The following is a 24,359-nucleotide window of genomic DNA, read 5'->3' as shown; positions in this document are numbered from 1 at the left end:
GGGCGCGGCCGGGCGGCGCCGTCGGGCGACCGGCCGGTCAGAAGTCCTCGTCGAGGTCGACCGTGCCCTCGACCGCGACCTGGTAGGCCGAGGCGCGGCGTTCGAAGAAGTTGGTCAGCTCCTGGACGCCCTGGAGTTCCATGAAGGAGAAGGGGTTCTCGGAGCCGTACACCGGGGCGAAGCCGAGGCGGGTGAGGCGCTGGTCGGCGACGCATTCCAGGTACTGGCGCATCGAGTCGGTGTTCATGCCGGGCAGGCCGTCGCCGCACAGGTCGCGGGCGAACTGCAGCTCGGCCTCGACGGCCTCGCGGAGCATGTCGGTGACCTGCTGCTGGAGCCGGTCGTCGAAGAGGTCCGGCTCCTCCTTGCGGACGGTGTCGACGACGTCGAAGGCGAAGGACATGTGCATGGTCTCGTCGCGGAAGACCCAGTTGGTGCCGGTCGCGAGGCCGTGGAGCAGGCCGCGGCTGCGGAACCAGTAGACGTAGGCGAACGCGCCGTAGAAGAACAGGCCCTCGATGCAGGCGGCGAAGCAGATCAGGTTGAGCAGGAAGCGGCGGCGGTCGGCCTTGCTCTCCAGCCGGTCGATCTTCTCGACCTCGTTGATCCACTTGAAGCAGAACCCGGCCTTCTCGCGGATGGAGGGGATGTTCTCCACGGCGTCGAAGGCGGCGGCGCGGTCCTCGGGGTCGGGGAGGTAGGTGTCCAGCAGGGTCAGATAGAACTGGACGTGGACTGCCTCCTCGAACAGCTGGCGGCTCAGGTAGAGCCGTGCCTCGGGGGAGTTGATGTGCTTGTAGAGGGTCAGCACGAGGTTGTTGGCGACGATGGAGTCGCCGGTGGCGAAGAAGGCGACCAGGCGGCCGATGAGGTGCTGTTCCTCGGGGGTCAGCTTGGCGAGGTCGGCGACGTCGGAGTGGAGGTCGACCTCCTCGACGGTCCAGGTGTTCTTGATGGCGTCCCGGTAGCGCTCGTAGAAGTCCGGGTAGCGCATCGGGCGGAGAGTCAGTTCGAAGCCCGGGTCGAGCAGGTTCTGGGATCGGGTGGTCATTACTGGCAGGCCTCGCAGGACTCGGGGTTTTCCAGGGAGCAGGCGACCGCGTCGGGATCGGTGGCCTGCTGCACGGGGATGGTGGCCTGCGCCTGGGCGGCACGGGCGATGCGCGTCGCGGGGCGCGAGCGCAGGTAGTAGGTGGTCTTCAGACCGGCCTTCCAGGCGTAGGCGTACATCGAGGAGAGCTTGCCGATCGTCGGCGTCTCCATGAACAGGTTCAGCGACTGCGCCTGGTCCAGGAACGGGGTGCGGGCCGCGGCCATGTCGATCAGGCCGCGCTGGGGGATCTCCCAGGCCGTGCGGTACAGGTTGCGCACCTCCTCGGGGATCCAGAGGAAGTCCTGGACGGAGCCGCTGGCGTCGCGCAGGGCCTCGCGGGTGCGGGCGTCCCACACGCCGAGGTCCTTCAGGTCCTGCACCAGGTAGGAGTTGACCTGGAGGAACTCACCGGACAGGGTCTCGCGCTTGAACAGGTTCGACACCTGCGGCTCGATGCACTCGTACACACCCGCGATCGAGGCGATGGTGGCCGTCGGCGCGATCGCCAGGAGCAGCGAGTTGCGCATGCCCGTCGCCGCGATCCGCCCCCGCAGGGCGTCCCAGCGCTCGGGCCAGGTGAGGCTGGTGTCGTAGTGGTCGGGGTGGAGGACACCGCGGGCGGCGCGGGTCTGCTCCCAGGCGGGCAGCGGGCCGTTGCGCTCGGCGAGGTCGGCGGAGGCCTCGTAGGCGGCGAGCATGATCCGCTCGGCGATCCGCGTGGACAGCGCCCTGGCCTCGGCGGAGTCGAACGGCAGACGCAGCTTGAAGAAGACGTCCTGAAGGCCCATCGCACCCAGGCCGACCGGACGCCACTTGGCGTTGGACCGGCCCGCCTGCTCGGTCGGGTAGAAGTTGATGTCCACGACCCGGTCGAGGAACGTGACGGCCGTGCGGACCGTCTCGTCCAGCCGCGCCCAGTCGATGTCACCGGTCGCCGTGTCCACGAAGGCGCCGAGGTTGACCGAGCCGAGGTTGCACACGGCCGTCTCGCCGTCGTCGGTGACCTCCAGGATCTCGGTGCAGAGGTTGGAGGAGTGGACGACGTTGCCGGGCTCGGCGGTCTGGTTGGCGGTGCGGTTGGCGGCGTCCTTGAACGTCATCCAGCCGTTGCCGGTCTGCGCCAGCGTGCGCATCATCCGGCCGTACAGCTCCCGCGCCGGCATCGTCTTCTTCGCCAGGCCCGCGGCCTCGGCCCTGCGGTAGGCGGCGTCGAACTCCTCGCCCCACAGGTCGACCAGGTCGGGCACGTCGGCGGGGGAGAACAGCGACCACTGCTCGTCGGCGTTGACCCGGCGCATGAACTCGTCCGGGATCCAGTGCGCCAGGTTCAGGTTGTGGGTACGGCGGGCGTCCTCACCCGTGTTGTCCCGCAGCTCCAGGAACTCCTCGATGTCGGAGTGCCAGGTCTCCAGGTACACCGCCGCCGCGCCCTTGCGCCGGCCGCCCTGGTTCACCGCGGCCACGGAGGCGTCCAGGGTCTTCAGGAACGGCACGATGCCGTTGGAGTGCCCGTTCGTCCCCCGGATCAGCGAACCGCGCGAGCGGATACGGGAGTACGACAGACCGATGCCGCCGGCGTGCTTGGACAGCCGGGCGACCTGGTGGTAGCGGTCGTAGATGGAGTCCAGCTCGTCCAGCGGGGAGTCGAGCAGGTAGCAGGACGACATCTGCGGGTGCCGCGTACCGGAGTTGAACAGGGTGGGGGAGGACGGCAGGTAGTCCAGACGGCTCATCAGGCCGTACAGCGCCGCGACCTCGTCCAGGGAGCGCTTCGTGTCGTCCTCGGCGAGACCGCTCGCCACGCGCAGCATGAAGTGCTGGGGCGTCTCGACGACCTTGCGGGTGATCGGGTGGCGCAGCAGGTAACGGCTGTGCAGGGTGCGCAGGCCGAAGTAGCCGAACCGGTCGTCGGCCGCGCTGTCGACCAGCGCGTCGAGCCGCTCGCCGTGGATGCGGACGAACTCGGCGGTGCGGTCGGCGATCAGGCCCTCGCGGTGCCCGACGGAGATGGACTCCGTGAAGGTCGACACGCCCTGCGTGGCGGCCTCGCGGCGGATGCTGATCGTCAGCAGCCGGGCGGCCAGCCTGGAGTAGGCGGGGTCCTCGGAGATCAGGCCGGCGGCGGCCTCCGTGGCCAGCTCCCGCAGCTCCGCCTCGTCGGCCCGGGCGGACCGGCCGCGCAGCGCGGCGGCGGCGACCCGTCCGGGGTCGGCGTCGGGCAGGTCGACGGTCAGCTCGGTCAGGGTCCGCAGCAGCGCGGCACCGGGACCGTCGGTCTCCGGCTCGGTGACTGAAGCCGGGTCGACTGGCGCGATGGTCACGTGAGGCTCTCCCTCGCTCGGCACGGGGGCCTGGCGGAGGGCAGGGGGCGGCGACCGCGAGCGCGCACGGCGTCGCGTCCACCGGCCCACTCCGCGAGGCCCGGACGTCGGAACGCACCCGGATCGGACGATCGGGTGGGCTGCCGGCAGGTCCTCGGACTGGAACAGGCGTGTGGATGCACGCGAGTACACCGTTGCGGGACAGTTCCGGACTCGCACCGGATTCCCCTGCGGCGACAGCGAGGACGAGCATACATCTAGTGCCGGGCTGTCCCATCACCCCCAGATGTTGTGTCGCTCCGGTCTCAGAGGGTCAACGCGTAGGTGAGCAGCGTGAGGTCGGGGCGGCCCGGGAGGGGATTGCGGTCCCGCTCCGCTGCGCGCGCGAAGCCGAGGCGTTCGCAGACGCGGTGGGCGGTGTGCATGGTGAGGTGGCGCCGCCGAGCAGGGTGTCGTCGCGAACCGCCACGAGGACCTCCGCGGCGGCGGCCCGCTTGGCCACGTCCCGCAGCTCGCCGAGATACCAGCCGTCCTCGTCGAAGGCGAGGAGACCGTCCCCGAGGAACGCCTGAGCGCTGGTCTAGCCCAGCCGGCCGTACTCGTCGCGGGCGGCCTGCCGGACCAGGAAGTCCATGGCACCGAGTCTGCCGGACGGGTACGACAACGGGCCGCCGGATCACCTCCGACGGCCCGTCGAGCGTTGGTCGTTCAGTGGCCGGCGCCCGCGGTCGCGGACGGCAGCTCCACCTGGACCCCGGCGTCACCGGCGTCCGCCGTGTAGTCCTCGGGCCTGGTCTCGTCGAGGCCCTCGGGGGCCTTCACGGCCTTCAGCACGAAGGTCAGGACCACCGTGACCACGACGTTCATCACGAACGCCGTCAGGCCGATGTAGCCGATCTCGCCGATGCCCGGGATCTCCTTGGCGCTGCCGCCGAAGTGCTTCTGGGTGGGCGAGGCGACCCCGTACGCCGCCATCGTGCCGTAGACCATGCCCACGGCCCAGCCGGCCAGCAGCGCCCAGCGGTGGAACCAGCGGGTGAACAGACCGCCGACCAGGGACGGGAAGGTCTGCAGGATCCAGATGCCGCCCAGCAGCTGGAAGTTGATGGCGACCGTCTTGTCCATGGTGAGGACGAAGACCAGGGCGCCGACCTTCACCAGCAGCGACACGATCTTGGAGACCCGGGTCTCCTGTTCGGCCGTGGCGTCGGGCTTGATGAAGTCCTTGTAGATGTTGCGGGTGAAGAGGTTGGCCGCGGCGATGGACATGATCGCCGCCGGGACCAGCGCACCGATGCCGATCGCGGCGAAGGCCACGCCCGCGAACCAGTCGGGGAACATGTCCTCGAACAGCTGGGGGATGGCCAGCTGACCGTTGGTGACCTTCACGCCGGCCGCGATCGCCATGAAGCCCAGCAGCGCCAGCAGACCCAGCATGAGGGAGTACAGCGGCAGGATCGTGGTGTTGCGGCGGATCACCTCACGGCTCTTGGAGGAGAGCGTCGCGGTGATCGAGTGCGGGTACATGAACAGGGCGAGCGCGGAGCCCAACGCCAGGGTGGCGTACGTCCATTGCCCCGCATCCCCCGGGGCCAGCGCCCCACGTGGCGCGCCGGTCTTCGGGTTGACCTGGGCGAACGCGTCGCCCGCCTTGGCGAAGATGTCGTCGAACCCACCCAGCTTGATCGGGATGTAGATGATCGCCACGGCGATGACGATGTAGATCAGGGTGTCCTTGACGAACGCGATCAGCGCCGGGGCGCGCAGGCCGGAGGAGTAGGTGTAGGCCGCCAGCACACCGAAGGCGATGAGCAGCGGCAGGTCCTTCACGAACCAGTTGGTGTTCTCACCGCCGCCGACGCCCATCACGTCCAGCACCGCCTGGATGCCGACGAGCTGGAGCGCGATGTACGGCATCGTCGCCAGGATGCCGGTCACCGCGACCGCCAGCGACAGGCCCTTCGAGCCGAACCGGCCGCGCACGAAGTCGGAGGTGGTGACGTACCCGTGACGGTGCGAGACCGACCAGAGGCGCGGCAGGAAGGTGAAGATCAACGGGTACACCAGGATCGTGTACGGCACCGCGAAGAAGCCCGCCGCGCCCGCCGCGTAGATGGCCGCCGGTACGGCGACGAACGTGTACGCCGTGTACAGGTCGCCGCCGAGCAGGAACCAGGTGATCCAGGTGCCGAAGGACCGGCCGCCCAGGCCCCATTCGTCCAGGGAGTGCTCGTTCTCGGCCTTGCGCCAGCGCGCGGCCATGAAGCCCACGACCGTGACGGCCAGGAAGAAGAAGATGAAGACGCCGAGCGCGACGCCGTTGACGCCGTCCTTCACTTGACCGCACCCCCGTTCGTGTCCTTGCGGGCGCGCTGGTCACGCTTCCACAGCTGGTAGGCGAGCATCGTGAGTGCGGTGGAGATCAGCACCCAGAGCATCTGGTACCAGTAGAAGAACGGGATCCCGACGAACGCGGGGTCCGTCTTGGCGTACGAGCCGACCCACAGCATCGCCACGAAGGGCGCGATGAGGCACAGGGCGATGACCGCCCGGGCCGGTGTCACCACCGGTGGTCTCACTTCAGGTGTTTCGGACATGCCACGCTCCGTCCCCTCGTTGATCACCCGTGTAATGCGCAGGCAATCTAGGTGACGGTGTCGTGACAGCGGAAGACCTCGCCCGCATATCGGTATACCGATTCGGCGAACGTGCCGCGTCGTCAGTCCGCCGGCCGCTTCAGCCGGGCCACGAACTTGTACCGGTCGCCGCGGTACACCGACCGCACCCACTCCACCGGCTTGCCCTCACGGTCCAGCGAGTGACGGGAGAGCATCAGCATCGGCAGACCCACGTCGGTGCCGAGCAGACCCGCCTCGCGCGGGGTGGCCAGGGAGGTCTCGATGGTCTCCTCGGCCTCGGCGAGATGGACGTCGTAGACCTCGGCGAGCGCGGTGTACAGGGAGGTGTACTTCACCAGCGAGCGCCTGAGGGCGGGGAAGCGCTTGGCCGACAGATGGGTGGTCTCGATCGCCATCGGCTCGCCGTTGGCCATGCGCAGCCGCTCGATGCGCAGCACGCGCCCGCCGGCGGTGATGTCGAGCAGCTCGGCGAGCCGGTCGTCGGCGGTGATGTACCCGATGTCCAGCAGCTGCGAGGTCGGTTCCAGGCCCTGCGCCCGCATGTCCTCGGTGTAGGAGGTGAGCTGGAGCGCCTGGGACACCTTCGGCTTGGCGACGAAGGTGCCCTTGCCCTGGATGCGCTCGAGCCGGCCCTCCACGACCAGTTCCTGAAGGGCCTGGCGCACCGTCGTGCGGGAGGTGTCGAACTCGGCCGCCAGCGTGCGCTCGGGCGGCACCGGCGTGCCCGGCGCCTGCGTCTCCGTCATGTCGAGCAGGTGCTTCTTCAAGCGGTAGTACTTGGGCACGCGCGCGGTACGGGTTGTGCCGGCCTCGTTCTCCGCACTGCTGACGTCGGTGGTCATGCTCTGCCTTCCCGGCTCCGAATGCCGAAAGCGACCGACATCCCATCGGCCACGGCTCACATCGTGGCACGGGTTGTTGTGTCAGGACTCCACCCGCACGCTCCGTGATCCCCTCTATATACCGTTGCACCCGCTGTTGGTCTAGTCCACCGTGCGGGCGGAGCGAGCGGCCAGGCGCGCCACGGCCGTCGCCCTCACCGACTCGCGGCCCAGGTTCCGTCCGGCCCCGGCTCACCCCGTCCCAGTCTCCGCCGCCACGGCCGGCCCCGCCACGCCACCCTTCTCCGTCCGGCGCCCCGGCGGCCCCGCCACGCCACGCTTCTCCGTCCGGCACCCCGGGCTAGATCCCCTGCCACTCCGGCTTGTTGGCGTAGGTGTGCCGGAAGTAGTCGGCCAGCTTCAGCTTGGACGCTGCGGCCTCGTCCACCACCACCGTGGCATGCGGGTGGAGCTGAAGCGCGGAGGCCGGGCAGACGGCCGCGACCGGGCCCTCGACGGTCGCGGCGATCGCGTCCGCCTTGCCCTCGCCGGTCGCCAGCAGCACCAGGTGCCGGGCCTCCAGGATCGTCCCGATGCCCTGGGTGATGACGTGGTGCGGGACCTGCTCGATGTCACCGTCGAAGAAGCGGGCGTTGTCGATGCGGGTCTGCTCGGTCAGCGTCTTGATCCGGGTGCGCGAGGCGAGGGAGGAGCAGGGCTCGTTGAACCCGATGTGCCCGTCGGTCCCGATGCCCAGCAGTTGCAGGTCCACTCCGCCGGCCTCGGCGAGCGCCCTGTCGTACGCCTCGCAGGCCGCCTGGACGTCCTGGGCCGTGCCGTCCGGGCCGAGGAACGCGTCCATGTCCGTGCCCAGCGGCTCCAGCACCTCGCGGCGCAGTACCGAACGGTAGGACTCGGGGTGGTCCGAGGGAAGCCCGACGTACTCGTCGAGCTGCGCTATCCGCGCTCGTGAGGCGTCCACGGCGCCGGAGCGCACCTTGGCGGCCAGTGCCTGGTAGATGGGCAGCGGGGTGGAGCCGGTGGCCACACCGAGCAGGGCGTCGGGCTTGCGTCGCAACAGCTGGGCCATGGCCTCGGCGATCAGCTCGCCACCCGCCTCGGCGTCCGGAACGATGACAACTTCCACGCTGGGCCTGCCGTTCTGAAGAGGGCTCTGTGCGTCTATGTGGTTTAGACCAATCTAACAGAATCGACGTTCGAGAGTGCGGAGGGAAAGGGGCTTTTCCGGGCGAGTCATGTCCACCCCTCCAGATTTTCCTAGCGGTCGCTACAGAAAGACCGTACACGACCCCACGGACAATTTTCTAGGGTGCGCTATAAAATATCCCCCATGACGACGGGCCGGGACACGCAGACGCAGGGCGGCACGGGCCGGACGCGGGGCCGTCCGCGATCCTTCGACCGGGCCACGGCGCTGGAGAAGGCGCTGATGGCCTTCTGGGAGCACGGGTACGAGGCCACCTCGGTCTCCGACCTCACCAGGGTCATGGGCATCGGCGCCCCCAGTCTCTACGCGGCCTTCGGCGACAAGCGCACCCTCTTCGACGAGGTCGTCCGGGTCTACGCCGGCACCCACGGCGCCTTCGCCGACCGGGCCCTCGCCGAGGAGCCCACGGCCCGCGAAGGCATCGGGCGCATGCTCCGCGAGGCCGCCGCCGAGTACACCGACCCGTCCCATCCGTACGGCTGCCTGATCGTCCACGCCGCCACCAACTGCACCAGCGCCGAGGTCGAGGCGCTGCTCCGGGAGCGGCGCAACGCCGGCATCGCGGCCCTGGAATCCAGGATCCGGGCGGACGTCGTGGCGGGCCTGCTGCCGGCCGGCACCGATGCCGCCGCCCTCGCCCGGCACGCCGGCGCCGTGATCCAGGGCATGTCCCAGCAGGCCCGGGACGGCGCGCAGCGGGAGGAACTGGAGGCGCTCGCGAAAATTGCCATGACCATCTGGCCCCACGACTGAGCCGGGCGGGCTAGGCTGCGTGGCATCGTGTGCCAACGCCTTCGCGGCGCGGACGCTTCCGCGCCATGGACACGCCATCGTGGTCTAGTCCACAATCGAGAATGACAAGCCTCCGCCTTCCCCGCACAGGAGGGCGGATCGAGGAACTGGTGCTCTCTGCCCTGACTGCCCCGGCTCCTCGACCTTCGGCCGACCGGGACCGCACACCCCACGGCCGATGATGCTCCGGGCTGCGGTGCCGGGAGGGTTGAGGGTCCCTTCCAGGCGCCGCGGCCCGCGGGTGTTTTCCGGCCACCCGCAAGCCGCGGGTACGCTCGCACACGTGCCCTCCATGAACGAACTCGTACGCCAGCACACCGCCCTCGGGGACTCCGACCTCGAGTGGCTCCACCTGCTGGTCTCGGAGTGGCAGCTGCTCTCCGACCTCTCCTTCGCCGACCTGGTGCTCTGGGTCCCCACCCGGGACGGCACCCGGTACGTCTCGATCGCCCAGATGCGCCCCAACACCGGCCCGACCTCCTACCAGGACGACATGGTCGGCCACCTGGTCCCGCGCGGCCGGCGGCCCATGCTGGACGTGGCGCTGGACGAGGGCCGGATCGTGCGCGAGGGCGATCCGGAGTGGCGCGAAGAGGTCCCCGTACGGGTCGAGTCGATCCCGGTGCGGCGTGAGGGCCGCGTCCTGGGCGTGATCGCCCGGAACACCAACCTGCTCACCGTGCGCACCCCGAGCCGGCTGGAGCTGACCTACCTCCAGAGCGCCTCCGACCTCGCACAGATGATCGCGGCCGGCTCCTTCCCGTTCCCCAACCAGCAGGTCGACATGGACGCCTCCCCGCGCGTCGGCGACGGCCTGATCCGGCTGGACGCGGACGGCGTCGTCCAGTACGCCTCCCCGAACGCCCTGTCCGCCTACCACCGGCTCGGCCTCGCCTCCGACCTGGTCGGCCAGCCCCTCGGGCAGACCACCGCGGAACTCGCCCCCACCCGGGGTCCGGTGGACGAGGCGCTGGCCAAGGTGGCCAGCGGCTGGGCGCCGCGCGAGTTCGAGATCGAGGCCAGTGACGGCGTCATCCAGTTCCGGGCCATCCCGCTCAAGCCCAAAGGGGTACGCATCGGTTCGCTGGTGCTGCTCCGGGACGTCACCGAACTGCGGCGCCGTGAGCGCGAGTTGATCACCAAGGACGCCACCATCCGGGAGATCCACCACCGGGTGAAGAACAACCTCCAGACGGTCGCCGCCCTGCTCCGGCTCCAGGCCCGGCGCATCGACTCCGAGCGCGGCCGGGAGGCCCTGGAGGAGGCGGTCCGCCGGGTCGGTTCGATCGCCATCGTGCATGAGACGCTGTCTCAGAACCTGGATGAGCGGGTGGAGTTCGACGACATCGCCGACCGGGTGCTGGCCATGGTGGCCGAGATCTCGCCGGGCAAGGTGACCGGCCGGCGCAGCGGGCGGTTCGGCATACTCGACGCCGAGGTCGCCACCCCGTTGTCCATGGTCCTCACCGAGGTCCTGCAGAACGCCCTGGAGCACGGTTTCCGCGAGGGCGACACCGGCACGGTCGAGGTCGCCGCGGTGCGTGGCGGCACCACCAAGGAGGCCCGTCTGCTGGTCACCGTCCAGGACGACGGGGTCGGCCTGCCCGAGGACTTCGACCCGCACCGCTCCGGGAACCTCGGCCTCCAGATCGTCCGGACCCTGGTGGAGGGTGAGTTGGGCGGCTCGTTCGACATGGTGCCGGCGCCCGAGCGGGGGACGCGCGTGATCCTGGACATCCCGGTGCGCGCGCAGAAGTGACCGGCCGCCTCGCCGTGCAAGGGCGTTGGGCCTTGCACGGGTGAGGGGCACACCGCGGGGCGGGGGATGGACACCGCCGGCAGGGGATGAGCACCGCCGGCAGGGGATGGACTCCGCGGTCGGAGAGGAGCAACCGCGGGCCGGGGATGTGCAACCGCGGGGCGGGGATGTGCACAGCAAAAAGCCCCGGACCGCCATTGGTCCGAGGCTCGTGCTCGTTGCTGCTCTGCTAAATCGCTAAGCGCATCGGGGGATACTGCGCGCTGCGGCTCGGGGGCGGGAGATGCGTACGTGCTGTGCGCGCCGCCAAGCTCAGGCTGTCAGCAGGGGTGGGTATGTCAGGCGGAGGCCTGACGGGCCCGGTTGCGGGCGGCGCGGCGCTTCATGGCGCGGCGCTCGTCCTCGCTGAGACCACCCCAGACGCCGGAGTCCTGGCCGGACTCGAGCGCCCACTGCAGGCACTGCTCCATGACGGGGCAGCGACGGCAGACGGCCTTGGCTTCCTCGATCTGCAGCAGCGCAGGACCGGTGTTGCCGATGGGGAAGAAGAGCTCGGGGTCTTCCTCGCGGCAAACGGCGTTGTGACGCCAGTCCATGGCTGCTACCTCTCCTTGGTATTACGTGCAGGTTGCTTGTGAATGTGAACGCTTTCACGAATCCCTCAACAAGTGAAGGGCCGACCGCCGAGTCTTCCTCGGCGTGGTCCTTGGTTTGAAGAGGGGTTCCGGTGATCAGTGGAGGCCGGTCTTGCGGGCCGTCCCGATCGCCACGTAGAGACTCGCAAACCTCGGCGGCGGATACAACCCCTTCCGGAAAGTTTTTTTTGATTCCTCGGTGTCGACTGGGTCACAGCCGTACTTCCATGGGGTGGATCCTGGCCTAAACGTTCGAGTGAAAGGACTTTCGCCCGTTCCGCTCACACAATCACACGCAGTGCGCGGCGTACGCCTGTGAACGTCACGCTCGTACGCAGCCCCAGGTGGTCACCGTCCATCTGAAGGGGCAGAGGCGCCTTCGAATGCAAGGTGAACTGGTCCAGATCGTGCAGCGAGACCGCGTGCCTGCCGTGCGGGCCGCGCTCGGGGGACGAAGTGAGCAACTGGGTGCCATACCGGGCAACCGCGGCCGTCGACAGGCGGCTGAGACCGAGCACATCGATGCCGGTGTCGAACGAGGCCTTAGGTGACGTGTACATCGGACGATTGCCGAGATACGTCCATGGGGACGTGTTCGAGGCTATGGCGACGACAAGGTCCTCGATCGGGTCCTCGCCGGGCTGCTCCAGCGTGATCGTGCCGTGCCGGCGGTTCGGCTCGCCGAGGAACTGCCGGACTACTTGGCGGACGTAGAGCGCGTGCGTCGACTTCTTTCCGCGCTCGCGCTGCTGCTCGACCCGGCCCACCACGCCCGCGTCGAAGCCGAGACCCGCGTTGAAGGTGAACCAGCGGGCCGGCGCCGCCTCGTCCTCACTGCCCGCCGGACCCGAGGTCAGTCCGAGGCCGACGACCCGCTCGGTGCCGTCGCGCAGCGCGTCCAGCAGGGCGCCGGTGGCCTCGACGGGATCGTTGGGCAGCCCCAGGGCCCGGGCGAAGACGTTCGTGGAACCACCGGGGACGACGGCCAGACCGGGCAGGCGGTCCGGGTCCGGGCCGGCGTGCAGGAGGCCGTTGACCACCTCGTTGACCGTGCCGTCGCCGCCGAGCGCCACCACCAGGTCGATGTCGTCGCTCTCCGCCGCCTGGCGGCCGAGGTCGCGGGCATGGCCGCGGTACTCGGTGGTGACCGCCTCCAGCTTCATCTCGCTCGCCAGCGCGTGGATCAAGACATCGCGTCTGCGTGCACTTGTGGTGGTTGCCGCCGGATTGACCACGAGAAGTGCACGCATGCAAGGCAGCGTACCTACTGGGGGGTACTCGGCCCAGACCGAGGTAGGGATCGGGTAAGAGGAGGGGGCGTGAGTCTGGACACTCGGGCGCGGGGCGCGGCGGGGCGCTCCGGGGGCGGGGCTACCCTGCTGGGGTGAGCAGTGAGCAGACCCCCGCCCCGGACACCGCCGCAGCCGGCACGGCCACGGAGCCGCGCCCGCGCAAGCTGACGTACGCGGCGGTGCTGGCCGCGCTGGAAGGTGCCGCCCTGGTGGCCGGCGGCCTGGGAGCGCTCGTCCTCGGGTTCACCGGTGCCCCCGACGACCGGCAGCAGGCCGTGACCCTCGGCATCACCCTGGTCGTCCTCGCGCTGCTGCCGCTGCTCGCCGCGCGCGGGCTGCTGCTGCGGCGCAGCTGGAGCCGGGGCCCCGCGGTGATCACCCAGGTCATGGCCCTTCCGGTGGCCTACAACCTGATCCATGCCGACAGCCTGGCCGTCCCGGCCGGCATCGTCCTCACGGCGGTGGCCGTGTCGGCTCTGGTGTTCCTCGTCAACGGCGAGACGACACGGGCCCTCGGGATCAAGGGACCGGGCCGGACCGAGTAGGGCCCTGCGGAGCCGCGCCCACCGGGGGCAGGCCCGGTGAGCCGCTCGGCGGGCAGGGCCGCGCGCCGAGCAGCGGGCGGATGTCATGAGGCAGGCCCGGTGAGCCGCTCGACGGGGGCTCACCGAGAAGGTCCGGTGAGCCGTTCACCGGGCGCGGCTCACTCCTCGACGAGGAGCTTCTCCCGCAGCTGGGCCAGGGTGCGCGCCAGCAGGCGTGAGACGTGCATCTGGGAGATGCCGACCTCCTGCGCGATCTGCGACTGGGTCATGTTCCCGAAGAAGCGCAGCAGCAGGATCCGCTTCTCGCGCGGCGGCAGATCCTCCAGCAGCGGCTTGAGGGACTCGCGGTACTCCACGCCCTCCAGCGCCTCGTCCTCGGCGCCCAGGGTGTCGGCGACCGCCGGCGACTCGTCGTCCGTGTCCGGGACGTCCAGGGACAGCGTCGAGTACGCGTTCGCGGACTCCAGTCCCTCCAGGACCTCCTCCTCGGAGATCGAGAGCTTCTCGGCCAGCTCGTGGACCGTCGGGGAGCGGCCGTGCAGCTGGGACAGCTCGGCCGTCGCGGTGGTCAGCGCGAGCCGCAGCTCCTGGAGCCGGCGCGGCACGCGGACCGCCCAGCCCTTGTCGCGGAAGTGCCGCTTGATCTCGCCGACGACGGTCGGGGTGGCGTACGTGGAGAACTCCACGCCACGCTCGGGGTCGAACCGGTCGACGGACTTGATCAGGCCGATCGTGGCGACCTGGGTGAGGTCGTCCAGCGGCTCGCCGCGGTTGCGGAACCGGCGCGCCAGGTGCTCCACGAGCGGCAGGTGCATACGGACCAGCTTGTTGCGCAGCTCCGCGTACTCCGCGCTGCCCGCGTTCAGCCGACGCAGCTCGACGAACATCGCCCGCGCTCCGCTGCGGTCCCGGTCGTCGTGCCGTGCGGCCTGCACGGACTCCGCGTCGTCCTCGGCGTACCGCTCGTGCTCGCTCATCGTCCCGCCCGTAGCCCTTCCCCGAGCCCTCGCACCCGTGCGGACGGTGGATCCGGCGCCGTCGCGTGCCTCCGGTGGCGTGCCCTGTCCGGCATCGTCACCGTCGACCCGCGCGGCGTCGTCCTCCGGGTGGGGTCTGGCCTGCTCGGGGATGCCGTCGATGCCGTCCGCCATGCGCTGGGAATCGTCCCGGGGGACAGCCCCGGGGGTCTCGGCGGCGCCTCCGCCGTCGGCTTCGCTCGAGCGGGAGGATCCCCATGACCAGGGGGCACCTCCGTCCCCGGTCGGCAGCTCCCGTGTGCCGCGCTCTTCGTCCCGCACCGGCCCGTCCCCGTTCCTCACGCCGGCCCGGGGCCGACGCCGCGCTGTTTGTAGAGGCTGATCGACACCGTCTTGTCCTCGTCCACGGCGGACGAGACCTTGCCCGCGAGGGCCGACAGCACGGTCCAGGCGAAGGTGTCCCGCGAGGGGGCGTGGCCGTCCGTGGTCGGCGCCGACACGGTGACTTCCAGCGAGTCGTCGACGAGCCGGAAGACGCAGCTGAGGACCGAGCCGGGCACGGCCTGCTGGAGCAGGATCGCGCAGGCCTCGTCCACGGCGATGCGCAGGTCCTCGATCTCGTCCAGGGTGAAGTCCAAGCGGGCCGCGAGACCGGCCGTGGCCGTCCGCAGCACCGACAGGTAGGCACCCGCAGCCGGCAGCCGGACTTCCACGAAGTCCTGGTTCGCCGCGGGCTCGCCTGCGATCTGGGACACCCTCACCTCCATGGTGGTACAAGCTTTACGGGGGCCGAGGGTCGCCCCCCGGGGTAACGCGTAGATGGTTCAAGCGGTGACGCTATCGCGCTCCGAACGTTCCTGTCCCGGGACCCCAACCCCCTGGCGTCACTCACAGTAAAGCTGTGGATACGCTCCGTGTCTAGAGGGTCTGCGTCCCCAAATGGGAAGAGCGCGCGCCGGGTTGACGTACCCAGACGTCAGGCGCTCGAACCGTCGTGCGGCAGCCGCCGCATGCAGTGTCACACGAGAACGGGGTCGGGCGAGACTCTCCCGCTCAGACGAGCACGTGGTCGACGAAGCACCACCGCCAGTCCTCGCCGGGCTCGAAGGTCCGCATCACCGGGTGGCCGGACCTCGCGTGGTGCTCCGTCGCGTGCCGTCCCGGCGACGAATCGCAGCAGCCGACGTGTCCACAGGTGAGGCACAGCCGCAGCTGCACGGGGTGCGTGCCGTCCCGCAGGCACTCCGGACAGGTCTCGCCGAGCGGCTCCGGTTCCGGGTGCGGCAGCGCGTCGGCGTGCGTGCACTGTTTCATGATTGCCAGATTACGACGGGTGTGCGGGTGGCCGCGCGGAAAAAGAGGGTGGGCGAGGACCATGGACGTGATGCCCCTGCTGTTGCTGGTGGCGGGCAGTGCGGCGGTGGCCGCGGCGGCCAGGCGCACCCCCGCGCCGGCGCCCCTGCTGCTGGTCGCCGTCGGTCTCGCGGTCTCCTACATCCCCGGAGTGCCGTCGTACACCCTCGACCCGCACGTCGTTCTTCCGCTGCTGCTGCCCCCGCTGCTGTACACCTCGGCGAGCGACAGCTCCTACCTCGACCTGCGGGCGCAGCTGCGGCCGGTGGCGCTGCTCTCGGTCGGTTACGTGCTCTTCGCGACCTTCGTCGTCGGCTGGGCCGCCTATCTGATCGTTCCCGGGCTGTCGCTGCCCGCCGCGCTGGTGCTGGGCGCGGTGGTGGCGCCGCCGGACGCGGTGGCCGCCACGGCGGTCGCGCGCCGGGTCGGGCTGCCCTCCCGGATCACCACCATCCTCCAGGGCGAGTCGCTGCTGAACGACGCCACGGCGATCACCGCCTACAAGGTGGCGCTCGGCGCCGCCGTCGGCGAGGGGGCCACCTGGGCCGGAGGGATCGGCGAGTTCGCGCTCGCCGCGATCGGCGGCGTCGGGATCGGTCTCGTCCTGATGGCGCCCCTGCACTGGCTGCGCACGCATCTGACCGAGCCCCTCCTCCAGAACACGCTATCGCTGCTGATCCCGTTCGTCGCCTACGGGGTCGCCGAGCAGGCGCACGCCTCCGGCGTGCTCGCCGTCGTGGTCGTCGCCCTCTATCTCGGCCATCGCGCGTGGGAGGTCGACTTCGCCACCAGGCTCCAGGAGGAGGCCGTGTGGAAGATGGTCGCCTTCGTGCTGGAATCCGCGGTGTTCGCCCTGATCGGTCTCCAGCTGCCGATCGTCCTGAAGCGGCTCGGCGAGTACGAGGGGATCTCCGCCGCGTGGTACGCGGTCGCCGTCTTCCTGGTCGTCGTCGTGGCCCGGTTCGTCTGGGTCTACCCGGCCACCTTCCTGCCCCGGCTGCTGTCGGCGCGGGTCCGGGAGCGCGAGCAGGACCCCACCTGGCGGGGCGCGATGGTCACCTCGTGGGCCGGCATGCGCGGTGTCGTGTCCCTGGCCATCGCCTTCGCCATCCCGTCGACCATGGCCGACGGTCCCCGCAACCTGATCCTCTTCCTGACCTTCACCACCGTCATCGGCACGCTCGTCGTGCAGGGTGTGACCCTGCCGCCGCTGATCCGGCTGCTGAAGTTCCCCGCCCGCGACCGGCAGGCCGAGACGCTCGCCGAGGCCAACGCCCAGGCGCAGGCCTCCCGGGCCGCCGAGGCCCGGCTCGACGAACTCCTCTCCGACGAGCGCAACGCCCTGCCGCCGCCGCTCGCCGACCGGCTGCGCACGGTCCTGGAGCGCCGCCGCAACGCCGTCTGGGAACGGCTCGGCCAGGTCAACCCGATCACCGGCGAGTCCGTGGACGACACCTACCGCCGGCTGTCCCGGGAGATGATCAGCGCCGAACGCGAGGTCTTCGTCAGGCTCCGTGACCAGCGCTACATCGACGACGAGATGCTGCGCGCCCTGCTGCGCCGGCTGGACCTGGAGGAGGCGGCGGCCTTCAGGGAGGCCGGTTAGCGCTCGGGGATGCGGCTGTCGGGGGACTCGGGGAACGGACGTCCGGTGACGACGGCCGCGATCGTGGTCCCGCGCGCGAAGGCGCCCTCCTCCGCGAGGGTGACGAGTCCGTGCAGCAACTTGGCGACATAGAGACGCTCCACGGGCAGTCCGTGCCGCTGCTCGAAGTCCCGTGCGAATGCGTCCAGGTCGGGTGTCGTGCGGGCGTAGCCGCCGCAATGGAAGCGGTCGTCCAGCGACCAGGTACCGCCGCGGGCACCGAAGGCACGTTCCTGCAAGGCCTGTACGTCGGCCTCCAGGAACCCGCCCTTCAGTACCGGTATGCCGAGCGCCCGCTGGCCGGCCGCCAGCCCGGCGGCGAGGCCGGCCAGGGTGCCGCCGGTGCCGCAGGCGACCGCGACGACGTCCGCGTGGCCGCGCAGTTCCGCACCGAGGGCGCGGCAGCCGCGCACCGCCTCGGCGTTGCTGCCGCCCTCGGGCACGACGTACGCCCCCGCGGCGCCGGCCGCGCGGAGTATCCCGGCCAGGGTGTCCGGCTCGGTCTTGCGGCGATATGTCGATCTGTCGATGAAGTGCAGTCGCATGCCGTCGGCCGCGCACCGGGCCAGGGACGGGTTGAGCGGGCGGTCGGCCAGCTCCTGGCCGCGGACCACGCCCGTGGTCGCCAGGCCCAGCAGACGGCCCGCGGCGGCGGTGGCCCGCAGGTGGTTGGAGTAGGCCCCGCCGAAGGTGACCAGGGCGCGGCCGTCTGCCGCCGCGATGTTCGGCACCAGCTTGCGCCACTTGTTGCCGATGAGGTCGGGGTGGATCAGGTCGTCGCGCTTGAGCAGCAGTCGCAGCCCGCGCCGGCGGAAACGGTCGTCGCGTATTTCCTGGAGGGGGGAGGGGAGGCTGGGAGCGAGCGGGTCGGGGCTGGTCACGGCTTCATTGTCGCCCGGTGCGGGGAACCGGGCAGTGGCACGGCCGCACCCGGCCGACGTCCGTCCCGGTCCGCACCCCGGCGCCGTCATCCCTTCAGGCGTTCGGCGACCCGTTCTCTCAGCCACGACATCGTGAACCCCCGAGGGTCCACCTTGCCCGGCTGCCACTCCCGGTGGCCGATGACCGACCGTTCCGTCCAGCCGTGATGGCGGCACAGCGCCGCGGCCACCTGTTGGATCGCGGTCAGCTGCTCCTGCGGCCACGGGTCCTCCCCGTCGCCGAGGTTCTCGCACTCGAAGCCGTAGAAGTGCCGGTTGCCGTCGGTGTTCGCCTCGTTGTCCAGCGGCAGCCCCTTCTCGGCGATCACCGCGCGCAGCACCTCGTCGTCGCCGAGCCCGGCGTGGTTGGTGCGGCCGTAGCCGATCAGATGGACCTTGCCGTCCTTGGTGATCACGCCGTGGCACAGCGGCCCCGGCAGGTCCGGGAAGCCGGCCCGGCACAGCGCCACGGTGCGCTCGCTGCCGCTGGTCACCGTGTGATGGACCATCACGCCGTGGACGGGGCCCCAGGGGCCCTTGTGATTGCGGTTGTGTTGCCGCCAGTCGCCGACCTCGACGACCGTGACGCCCTCCGCCCGAAGCGCGTCCAGGAATCCGTCCGCCGACATGGGTGAGGCCATGCCCGACTCCTTCGTGCCGTGCCCGTCCGGCCGCCGGTCGCGGCCGTCTGTCCTGGCTGCTTCTACCTAAAACGGACGTCTCGGAACACATCGTTCGTACGCTGTGCGAGCCGATCAGGACAGGACGCGCATTCCGCCGAGGTCGGATGAGGTCCCTCTTTGTGCCCGGTAATCAGATGATCCATTCCCGCTCTTTCGGGTAATGGCGTGCCTACGCACCGTGCTGGAAGGGTCGGACATGAGACCGGTGCCCGGTGCAAGTTCGGCACCGGGCATACACGGGAGGTCATTTCCTTATGTCGGTAGGCGAAGAGGTCCGCACGGATCAGGGCAAGCCGCAGCAGTCCCTCGGGACGGCGGCAGCGCGGAACCTGGCCACCACCACCAAGTCCGTTCCACAGATGCAGGAGATCAGCTCCCGCTGGCTGCTGCGCACGCTTCCCTGGGTGGACGTCCAGGGCGGCACCTACCGCGTGAACAGGCGGCTGACCTACGCCGTCGGCGACGGCCGCATCACCTTCGTGAAGACCGGGGACCAGGTGGAGGTCATCCCGGCGGAACTGGGCGAACTCCCGGCCCTGCGGTCGTACGAGGACGAGGAGGTGCTGACGGAGCTGGCCCGGCGCTGCCGCCAGCGCGACTTCGCGCCCGGCGAGGTGATCGCCGACTTCGGCAACCAGACGAACGAGGTCTATCTGCTCGCCCATGGCCGGGTGGAGAAGATCGGCACCGGTCCCTACGGCGACGACGCCGTCCTCGGAGTACTCGCCGACGGCGCCTACTTCGGCGACCAGTCGCTGCTCGACCCGGAGGCCATCTGGGAGTACACCGTCCGTGCGGACACCGCGAGCACGGTGCTGATCCTCTCCCGCCAGGACTTCGAGCAGGTCGCGGAGCGCTCCGACTCCCTGCGCGCGCACCTCGAACAGCTGCGCGCGATCCCCGAGCAGCGCACCAACAAGTACGGCGAGAAGGAGGTCGAGCTGGCGGCCGGCCACTCCGGCGAGCCCGACATCCCGCACACCTTCGTGGACTACGAGGCGCGGCCCCGCGAGTACGAACTGAGCATCGCCCAGACCGTCCTGCGCATCCACTCACGCGTCGCCGACCTCTACAACCAGCCGATGAACCAGACCGAGCAGCAGTTGCGGCTCACGGTCGAGGCGCTGAAGGAGCGCCAGGAGCACGAGCTGGTCAACAACCCGGAGTTCGGTCTGCTCAGCAACTGCGAGTACGACCAGCGGATCCAGCCGCACGACGGCGTGCCCAGCCCGGACGACCTGGACGAGCTGCTCAGTCGCCGCCGGGGCACCAAGCTGCTCCTGGCCCACCCGCGCGCGATCGCCGCGATCGGGCGTGAGCTGAACAAGCGGGGGCTGGTGCCCGAGACGATCGACATCTCCGGCAACCGCATCCCCACCTGGCGCGGGGTGCCGATCTACCCGTGCAACAAGATCCCGATCAGTGAGGCCCGTACGACCTCGATCATCGCCATGCGTACCGGCGAGTCCGAGCAGGGCGTCATCGGCCTCAGGCAGTCCGGCATCCCGGACGAGATCGAGCCGAGCCTGTCCGTCCGCTTCATGGGCATCAACGAGCAGGCCATCATCAAGTACCTGGTGACGGCGTACTACTCGGCCGCCGTCCTGGTGCCGGACGCGCTCGGTGTGCTGGAGAACGTCGAGATCGGCCGGTGGAGGTGACGTTTCCGCACGTCGCGGCCGTGTCTCCGCCCGTCGTGGCGGGTAGGCCCTCGGGGTATGCGTCCGGCCGGGCCGGTGACGCCGGCCCTCGCGGACCTGGCGAGGGGGAGGCATGGCCGAGTTCATGACGGAGACCGACGAGCGTTCCCCCGGTGTGCCGCGTGCCGGCACGGCGGGGGAGCCGCACGAGGGGGCCGGGGCCGTCGCCGGTCCGCTCGACGGGCAGGAGGCGGCGGCACAACTGGAGCGCACCCGGGCCCTGGTCGACCCGGAGCTGCGGGCGGCCATCGAGTCGCTGCCCGGCGCCATGCGCCGGGTCGGGCTCTACCACTTCGGCTGGGAGCAAGCCGACGGCACGCCTGCGGCGGGCAACGCGGGCAAGGCCATACGGCCGGCGCTCGTGCTGGCGGCTGCGGCCGCGCTCGGCGGGCCTGCGGCCCGGACGGCCGCGGTCCGGGCGGCGGTGGCGGTCGAACTGGTGCACAACTTCACGCTGTTGCACGACGACGTGATGGACCGGGACACCAGCCGTCGGCACCGGCCGACAGCCTGGAGCGTCTTCGGGGTACCGGACGCGATCCTCGCCGGGGACGCCCTCCAGGCGCTGGCCCTGCGGCTGCTAGCCGACGACCCGCACCCGGCCTCCGCCCCGGCCGCGGCCCGGCTCGCGGCCTGTGTCGTGGAGCTGTGCGAGGGGCAGCACGTGGACACCGACCTGGAGCGGCGAGCGCCGGACGCGGTCACCCTGGACGAGGTGTTCGCCATGGCGGAGGCCAAGACGGGCGCCCTGCTGGGCTGTGCCTGTGCGCTCGGCGCGCTCTACGCGGGCGCGAGCGAGGAGGACGTGGCCGCGTTGGACGGCTTCGGCCGCCAGGCCGGGCTCGCCTTCCAGCTGATCGACGACGTCATCGGCATATGGGGCGACCCGCGACGCACCGGCAAGCCGGCCGGCGCGGATCTCGCCGCCCGCAAGAAGTCCCTGCCAGTGGTGGCGGCGCTCACTTCCGGCGCCCCGGCGGCGGCCGAACTCGCCGAGCTGTACGGGAAGCCGTACCCGCAGGACGGGGCGGGGGCCGAGGAGATCGCCCGTACGGCGCTGGCGGTGGAGCGCGCCGGCGGCCGGGACTGGGCGCAGGCCGAGGCGGCCGACCGGATGGCGCAGGCCATGCAGGAGCTGGCCCGGGCGGTGCCCGATCCCGATGCGGCGGGCGGACTGCTGGCGCTCGCCGAGTTCGTCACCCGGCGCACCAGCTGAGGGCCGCCGGACCGGCGGCCGGGAAGAACCCGGAGTCCCCGGACCCGCGCGGCTCCTGACCCCGCGCGGCCGCCGGGGGCTCCGGTCAGGCGGTCCCCGCACATCCCACCGTGTGCGGGGCTGTCGCCGTGCCCGTACCCTGGCCTCCCTGCGCACCTTCGGCAACGGCGCCCTGGTGCGGACGTACGGCAGGAAGCGCTGACGTCTCCGCCGCTCTACCCTGAAGGCATGGGCAGCGACCAACCCGTCTGTCCCGTCTGCGGACAGCCGGTCCAAACAGTCGTCAAGCGGCACAAGACCCTGGGCGCCTGGGTGCCGCTGTGGGCCCCGGGCCCGTGCCGCAACCCCGGCTGCGCCGCCTCCGCCGCCCCCGAACGGCCCGCCGAAACCGGCCGCCCCGCAAGAACCGGCCGCCCCGCAAAAACCGGCCGCCCCGCCGAAACCGCTCGGTCCGCCGAAGCCGGTCGGCCCGGCGACTCCCGCTCCGCCGACCCCGGCCGCTCCGCCGACGTGCGGGCCCGGTCGGGCGACAGCGGTCCGGAGGCCCGGTCGGGCGACAGCGGTCCGGAGGCCCGGTCGGGCGACAGCGGTCCGGAGGGTCCCTCGGCGGCCGGCGCGGGGAACAGCGCCCTCTGAGCGGGCCGGCGGAACGCCGTAGCGTGGGCGCATGCCGAAACTGCCGTACATCCTGCACATCACCGAGCGTTCCCGGTGGGAGGCGGCCCGCGAGCGCGGCGCCTACGAGCTGTCCACCCGGGGCCGCACCCTCCAGGAGGAGGGCTTCATCCACTTCTCCACCCGTGAGCAGCTCCCGCGCGTCGCCGACTTCCTCTACGGCGGCTACGACGGGCCGGACGAACTGGTCGTCCTGGTGGTGGACCCGGCCCGGGTCGGGGCGCCGGTGCGGTACGAGTCCGCCGAGCCGGGCGGGGAGGAGTTCCCGCACGTGTACGGCCCCCTGCCGGTCGAGGCCGTGGTGGACGTGGAGCCCTGGGGGTAGAGGGGCGGGGCCTACCCGGCGACGGCGCCCTGACCGCTGCCGCCGGGCAGACCGCCCGTCTCCGGATCGCGGCCGGTCAGGCAGTACGTGCCGCCGGCCGGGTCACGCATCACCGCCCAGTGGGCGCCCTCGCCCACCAGGACGGCACCCAGCTCCTCGTGCCGTGCGCGGACGGCGGAGATGCCGGCGCAGGCCAGGTCGAGATGGGCGGAGGCCGGGCGTTCCCCGTCGAGCCGCTGGAGCAGCAGCCGGACGGGAAAGCCCGTCGGCGGCAGCAGCACGGTGAACTCCGGTCGCGATCCCGCCTGTTGCCGCCACCCGGTCAGCCCGGCCCAGAAGGCGCGCTCGGCGTCGTACCGGGACGGCGGGATGTCCAGGCACACCTGGTCCAGACGGCTGCCGGACACCACCGGCGGCCGTACCGTCTCCCCGTGCCAGGGCACCGCGCAGAACGACTGGCCCGCCGGCGAGCGCAGCACGGCCCAGTCGCCGTGGTCCGCCACGAGATCGGCGCCGAGCCGGCGGGCGAGCGCGGTCAGCTCCCGTACGTCCTCGGTGCACAGGTCGATGTGGGCGCCGCCGTCCCCCTCGCGGACGCCCTGGACCTTCAGGTGCGGGTCCGTCCCCTCGGGCAGCAGGGTCACGAACTCGTCGTCGCCGCCACGGAATTCGGACAGCCCGGTACCGGTCGCGGCCGTCCAGAAGGCGCACGCCTCGGCGAGGCGTGCGGCGGGGCGGTCGATGAAGGCGTACGTCCAGCGAATGATCACGGTCGGGAGTGTAGGTGCGAACTCCCGGGCGGTGCCGGGTGATTCACCGCGTGGGACGCTCGATGAAGCGGAGCTGGTTGCCGGCCGGGTCCCTGAAGGCGCAGTCGCGCACCCCGTAGGCCTGGTCCGTCGGCTCCTGGAGGACGTCCGCGCCGGACTCGCGCACCCGCTCGTACAGCGCGTCGCAGTCGGGGGTGGTGAAGATGACCCCGCGCAGCAGGCCCTTGGCCAGGAGTTCGTTGAGCGCCTGCTTGTCCGCGGGGGAGGCGTCCGGGCTCGCGTCCGGCGGCTCCAGGACGACCTCCACGTCCGGCTGGAGCGGGGAGCCGAGGGTCACCCAGCGCATCCCCTCGAAGCCCACGTCGTTGCGGATCTCCAGACCGAGCACATCGCGGTAGAAGGCGATGGCCTTGTCGTGGTCGTCCACCGCGATGAAACACTGCGAGAGTTTCACGTCCATGGACTCACCCTAGAGCCGGCGGACACGCCCCGCCTCAGTAAAGGCGGCGCCGCGGCCGGGTCAGCCTGCGGGCCACGCAGGACGGGATCACCGCGCTCTCCTCGTGGTCGCGGGCCCGGTAGGCGCTCGGCGTCTCGCCGACCAGCTCGGTGAAGCGGGAGCTGAAGGAACCGAGCGAGGTACAGCCCACGGCGAGGCACACCTCGGTGACGGTGAGATCGCCCCGGCGCAGCAGTGCCTTGGCCCGCTCGATCCGGCGGGTCATCAGATAGCTGTACGGCGTCTCGCCGAACGCCTTGCGGAAGCTGCGCTGGAAGTGGCCCGGCGACATCAGCGCGTCACGGGCCAGGGCGGTCATGTCGAGCGGCTCGGCGTACTCGCGGTCCATGCGGTCCCGTACGCGCCGCAGCCGTCTCAGATCCTCCAGGGGGGTCACCCGCCCAGCTTCGCACAGGGGCGCACGGCGGGAGCCCTGCGGTCCGGGCCGGGGCGAGAACGACCGCACCCGGC

24 protein-coding genes, 1 pseudogene and 1 riboswitch are annotated in these 24,359 nt (G+C 70.9%); of the genes and pseudogenes, 8 read left to right on the top strand and 17 right to left on the bottom strand.

Annotated features, from left to right (window positions below):
- Positions 1–37 precede the first annotated feature (37 nt).
- From JK361_RS28130 to nagB, 7 genes and pseudogenes are all read right to left on the bottom strand, one after another.
- A complete protein-coding gene (locus JK361_RS28130; protein ID WP_201823038.1) occupies positions 38–1,051 on the bottom strand; it encodes a ribonucleotide-diphosphate reductase subunit beta in 1,014 nt (337 codons plus the stop codon).
- Entirely contained in the window at positions 1,051–3,414 is a 2,364-nt protein-coding gene (locus JK361_RS28125; RefSeq protein WP_201823035.1) for a ribonucleoside-diphosphate reductase subunit alpha, read from the bottom strand. The genes JK361_RS28130 and JK361_RS28125 overlap by 1 nt, the downstream gene beginning before the upstream one ends.
- A 128-nt stretch (positions 3,415–3,542) precedes the next feature.
- Positions 3,543–3,680, bottom strand: a riboswitch (cobalamin riboswitch).
- Between the two features lie 39 nt (positions 3,681–3,719).
- Positions 3,720–4,048 (bottom strand): annotated as a pseudogene (locus JK361_RS28120) (hypothetical protein).
- A gap of 74 nt (positions 4,049–4,122) precedes the next feature.
- Positions 4,123–5,751, bottom strand: a complete 1,629-nt coding sequence (gene mctP, locus JK361_RS28115) for a monocarboxylate uptake permease MctP (RefSeq protein WP_201823023.1) — start codon at positions 5,749–5,751, stop codon at positions 4,123–4,125.
- Positions 5,748–6,011: a DUF3311 domain-containing protein gene (locus tag JK361_RS28110; RefSeq protein ID WP_201823020.1), complete on the bottom strand. Its 264-nt coding sequence runs from the start codon at positions 6,009–6,011 to the stop codon at positions 5,748–5,750. Before JK361_RS28110 ends, mctP begins: the two co-directional genes overlap by 4 nt.
- A gap of 122 nt (positions 6,012–6,133) precedes the next feature.
- The gene (locus JK361_RS28105) at positions 6,134–6,895 is read right to left on the bottom strand and encodes a GntR family transcriptional regulator (protein ID WP_201823016.1); all 762 of its coding nucleotides are present in this window, start codon (positions 6,893–6,895) and stop codon (positions 6,134–6,136) included.
- Between the two features lie 340 nt (positions 6,896–7,235).
- Positions 7,236–8,021: a glucosamine-6-phosphate deaminase gene (gene nagB, locus JK361_RS28100; protein ID WP_201823013.1), complete on the bottom strand. Its 786-nt coding sequence runs from the start codon at positions 8,019–8,021 to the stop codon at positions 7,236–7,238.
- A gap of 204 nt (positions 8,022–8,225) precedes the next feature.
- Here nagB and JK361_RS28095 point away from each other — a divergent pair, with 204 nt between their 5' ends.
- On the top strand, positions 8,226–8,855 hold the full coding sequence (locus JK361_RS28095; protein WP_201823010.1) for a TetR/AcrR family transcriptional regulator: 630 nt from the start codon (positions 8,226–8,228) through the stop codon (positions 8,853–8,855).
- Between the two features lie 322 nt (positions 8,856–9,177).
- The gene (locus JK361_RS28090) at positions 9,178–10,653 is read left to right on the top strand and encodes a sensor histidine kinase (protein ID WP_201823007.1); all 1,476 of its coding nucleotides are present in this window, start codon (positions 9,178–9,180) and stop codon (positions 10,651–10,653) included.
- A 338-nt stretch (positions 10,654–10,991) separates the two neighbouring features.
- On the opposite strand, the gene JK361_RS28085 is transcribed toward JK361_RS28090, so the two are convergent.
- Positions 10,992–11,249, bottom strand: a complete 258-nt coding sequence (locus tag JK361_RS28085; protein WP_016639615.1) for a WhiB family transcriptional regulator — start codon at positions 11,247–11,249, stop codon at positions 10,992–10,994.
- Positions 11,250–11,569: 320 nt separating this feature from the next.
- Positions 11,570–12,538 (bottom strand): diacylglycerol/lipid kinase family protein, encoded by a 969-nt coding sequence (locus JK361_RS28080; RefSeq protein ID WP_201823006.1) that lies wholly within the window; start codon positions 12,536–12,538, stop codon positions 11,570–11,572.
- A gap of 134 nt (positions 12,539–12,672) precedes the next feature.
- Between JK361_RS28080 and JK361_RS28075 the strand changes: the two genes are divergently transcribed.
- Positions 12,673–13,125 (top strand): hypothetical protein, encoded by a 453-nt coding sequence (locus JK361_RS28075; protein ID WP_201823004.1) that lies wholly within the window; start codon positions 12,673–12,675, stop codon positions 13,123–13,125.
- A 158-nt stretch (positions 13,126–13,283) separates the two neighbouring features.
- Here JK361_RS28075 and JK361_RS28070 read toward each other — a convergent pair whose 3' ends face one another.
- The 3 genes from JK361_RS28070 to JK361_RS28060 all read right to left on the bottom strand — a co-directional run bounded on the left by JK361_RS28070 (position 13,284) and on the right by JK361_RS28060 (position 15,416).
- Positions 13,284–14,276, bottom strand: a complete 993-nt coding sequence (locus JK361_RS28070) for an RNA polymerase sigma factor SigF (protein ID WP_236053671.1) — start codon at positions 14,274–14,276, stop codon at positions 13,284–13,286.
- Between the two features lie 164 nt (positions 14,277–14,440).
- Complete coding sequence (locus JK361_RS28065) at positions 14,441–14,857, bottom strand: ATP-binding protein (RefSeq protein ID WP_030609825.1); 417 nt, start codon at positions 14,855–14,857, stop codon at positions 14,441–14,443.
- A 298-nt stretch (positions 14,858–15,155) separates the two neighbouring features.
- On the bottom strand, positions 15,156–15,416 hold the full coding sequence (locus tag JK361_RS28060) for a UBP-type zinc finger domain-containing protein (RefSeq protein WP_201823001.1): 261 nt from the start codon (positions 15,414–15,416) through the stop codon (positions 15,156–15,158).
- 61 nt (positions 15,417–15,477) lie between these two features.
- Here JK361_RS28060 and JK361_RS28055 point away from each other — a divergent pair, with 61 nt between their 5' ends.
- Complete coding sequence (locus JK361_RS28055; RefSeq protein ID WP_201822999.1) at positions 15,478–17,061, top strand: Na+/H+ antiporter; 1,584 nt, start codon at positions 15,478–15,480, stop codon at positions 17,059–17,061.
- Here JK361_RS28055 and JK361_RS28050 read toward each other — a convergent pair.
- Together JK361_RS28050 and JK361_RS28045 are read right to left on the bottom strand one after the other, a co-directional pair.
- Positions 17,058–17,981, bottom strand: a complete 924-nt coding sequence (locus JK361_RS28050) for a 1-aminocyclopropane-1-carboxylate deaminase/D-cysteine desulfhydrase (RefSeq protein WP_307787331.1) — start codon at positions 17,979–17,981, stop codon at positions 17,058–17,060. The genes JK361_RS28055 and JK361_RS28050 overlap by 4 nt on opposite strands.
- Before the next feature lie 86 nt (positions 17,982–18,067).
- Positions 18,068–18,661, bottom strand: coding sequence for an N-acetylmuramoyl-L-alanine amidase (locus JK361_RS28045; protein WP_201822993.1), 594 nt, complete (start codon positions 18,659–18,661; stop codon positions 18,068–18,070).
- 296 nt (positions 18,662–18,957) lie between these two features.
- Between JK361_RS28045 and JK361_RS28040 the strand changes: the two genes are divergently transcribed.
- From JK361_RS28040 to JK361_RS28025, 4 genes are all read left to right on the top strand, one after another.
- Complete coding sequence (locus JK361_RS28040) at positions 18,958–20,364, top strand: family 2B encapsulin nanocompartment shell protein (protein WP_201822990.1); 1,407 nt, start codon at positions 18,958–18,960, stop codon at positions 20,362–20,364.
- Positions 20,365–20,476: 112 nt separating this feature from the next.
- The gene (locus JK361_RS28035) at positions 20,477–21,619 is read left to right on the top strand and encodes a family 2 encapsulin nanocompartment cargo protein polyprenyl transferase (RefSeq protein ID WP_201822987.1); all 1,143 of its coding nucleotides are present in this window, start codon (positions 20,477–20,479) and stop codon (positions 21,617–21,619) included.
- 228 nt (positions 21,620–21,847) lie between these two features.
- Entirely contained in the window at positions 21,848–22,255 is a 408-nt protein-coding gene (locus JK361_RS28030; RefSeq protein WP_201823151.1) for an LITAF-like zinc ribbon domain-containing protein, read from the top strand.
- Positions 22,256–22,286: 31 nt separating this feature from the next.
- Positions 22,287–22,619, top strand: coding sequence for a DUF952 domain-containing protein (locus tag JK361_RS28025; protein ID WP_201822984.1), 333 nt, complete (start codon positions 22,287–22,289; stop codon positions 22,617–22,619).
- 11 nt (positions 22,620–22,630) lie between these two features.
- Here JK361_RS28025 and JK361_RS28020 read toward each other — a convergent pair whose 3' ends face one another.
- From JK361_RS28020 to JK361_RS28010, 3 genes are read right to left on the bottom strand one after another with little or no spacing between them, the layout of a single operon-like run.
- Positions 22,631–23,389, bottom strand: coding sequence for a VOC family protein (locus JK361_RS28020; protein ID WP_201822981.1), 759 nt, complete (start codon positions 23,387–23,389; stop codon positions 22,631–22,633).
- A 43-nt stretch (positions 23,390–23,432) separates the two neighbouring features.
- A complete protein-coding gene (locus JK361_RS28015) occupies positions 23,433–23,849 on the bottom strand; it encodes a VOC family protein (protein WP_201822978.1) in 417 nt (138 codons plus the stop codon).
- A 34-nt stretch (positions 23,850–23,883) separates the two neighbouring features.
- A complete protein-coding gene (locus tag JK361_RS28010; protein ID WP_201823143.1) occupies positions 23,884–24,237 on the bottom strand; it encodes a helix-turn-helix transcriptional regulator in 354 nt (117 codons plus the stop codon).
- Positions 24,238–24,359: the final 122 nt, after the last annotated feature.

Origin of the sequence: Streptomyces musisoli, assembly GCF_016741855.1 — a bacterium.
In the GTDB taxonomy this organism is placed as follows: Bacteria; Actinomycetota; Actinomycetes; order Streptomycetales; family Streptomycetaceae; genus Streptomyces; species Streptomyces musisoli.
The sequence above is the reverse complement of the archived record's forward strand: the minus strand, read 5'-3'. Positions and strand labels throughout refer to the sequence as shown.

Excerpts from the sequence above, each read along its gene's own strand:
- JK361_RS28130 (WP_201823038.1), bottom strand. The coding sequence starts at position 1,051 with ATGACCACCCGATCCCAGAACCTGCTCGACCCGGGCTTCGAACTGACT.
- JK361_RS28110 (WP_201823020.1), bottom strand. The coding sequence starts at position 6,011 with ATGTCCGAAACACCTGAAGTGAGACCACCGGTGGTGACACCGGCCCGG.
- JK361_RS28105 (WP_201823016.1), bottom strand. The coding sequence starts at position 6,895 with ATGACCACCGACGTCAGCAGTGCGGAGAACGAGGCCGGCACAACCCGT.
- JK361_RS28095 (WP_201823010.1), top strand. The coding sequence starts at position 8,226 with ATGACGACGGGCCGGGACACGCAGACGCAGGGCGGCACGGGCCGGACG.
- JK361_RS28085 (WP_016639615.1), bottom strand. The coding sequence starts at position 11,249 with ATGGACTGGCGTCACAACGCCGTTTGCCGCGAGGAAGACCCCGAGCTC.
- JK361_RS28080 (WP_201823006.1), bottom strand. The coding sequence starts at position 12,538 with ATGCGTGCACTTCTCGTGGTCAATCCGGCGGCAACCACCACAAGTGCA.
- JK361_RS28070 (WP_236053671.1), bottom strand. The coding sequence starts at position 14,276 with ATGGCGGACGGCATCGACGGCATCCCCGAGCAGGCCAGACCCCACCCG.
- JK361_RS28060 (WP_201823001.1), bottom strand. The coding sequence starts at position 15,416 with ATGAAACAGTGCACGCACGCCGACGCGCTGCCGCACCCGGAACCGGAG.
- JK361_RS28055 (WP_201822999.1), top strand. The coding sequence starts at position 15,478 with ATGGACGTGATGCCCCTGCTGTTGCTGGTGGCGGGCAGTGCGGCGGTG.
- JK361_RS28045 (WP_201822993.1), bottom strand. The coding sequence starts at position 18,661 with ATGGCCTCACCCATGTCGGCGGACGGATTCCTGGACGCGCTTCGGGCG.
- JK361_RS28040 (WP_201822990.1), top strand. The coding sequence starts at position 18,958 with ATGTCGGTAGGCGAAGAGGTCCGCACGGATCAGGGCAAGCCGCAGCAG.
- JK361_RS28035 (WP_201822987.1), top strand. The coding sequence starts at position 20,477 with ATGGCCGAGTTCATGACGGAGACCGACGAGCGTTCCCCCGGTGTGCCG.
- JK361_RS28030 (WP_201823151.1), top strand. The coding sequence starts at position 21,848 with ATGGGCAGCGACCAACCCGTCTGTCCCGTCTGCGGACAGCCGGTCCAA.
- JK361_RS28025 (WP_201822984.1), top strand. The coding sequence starts at position 22,287 with ATGCCGAAACTGCCGTACATCCTGCACATCACCGAGCGTTCCCGGTGG.
- JK361_RS28015 (WP_201822978.1), bottom strand. The coding sequence starts at position 23,849 with ATGGACGTGAAACTCTCGCAGTGTTTCATCGCGGTGGACGACCACGAC.
- JK361_RS28010 (WP_201823143.1), bottom strand. The coding sequence starts at position 24,237 with ATGGACCGCGAGTACGCCGAGCCGCTCGACATGACCGCCCTGGCCCGT.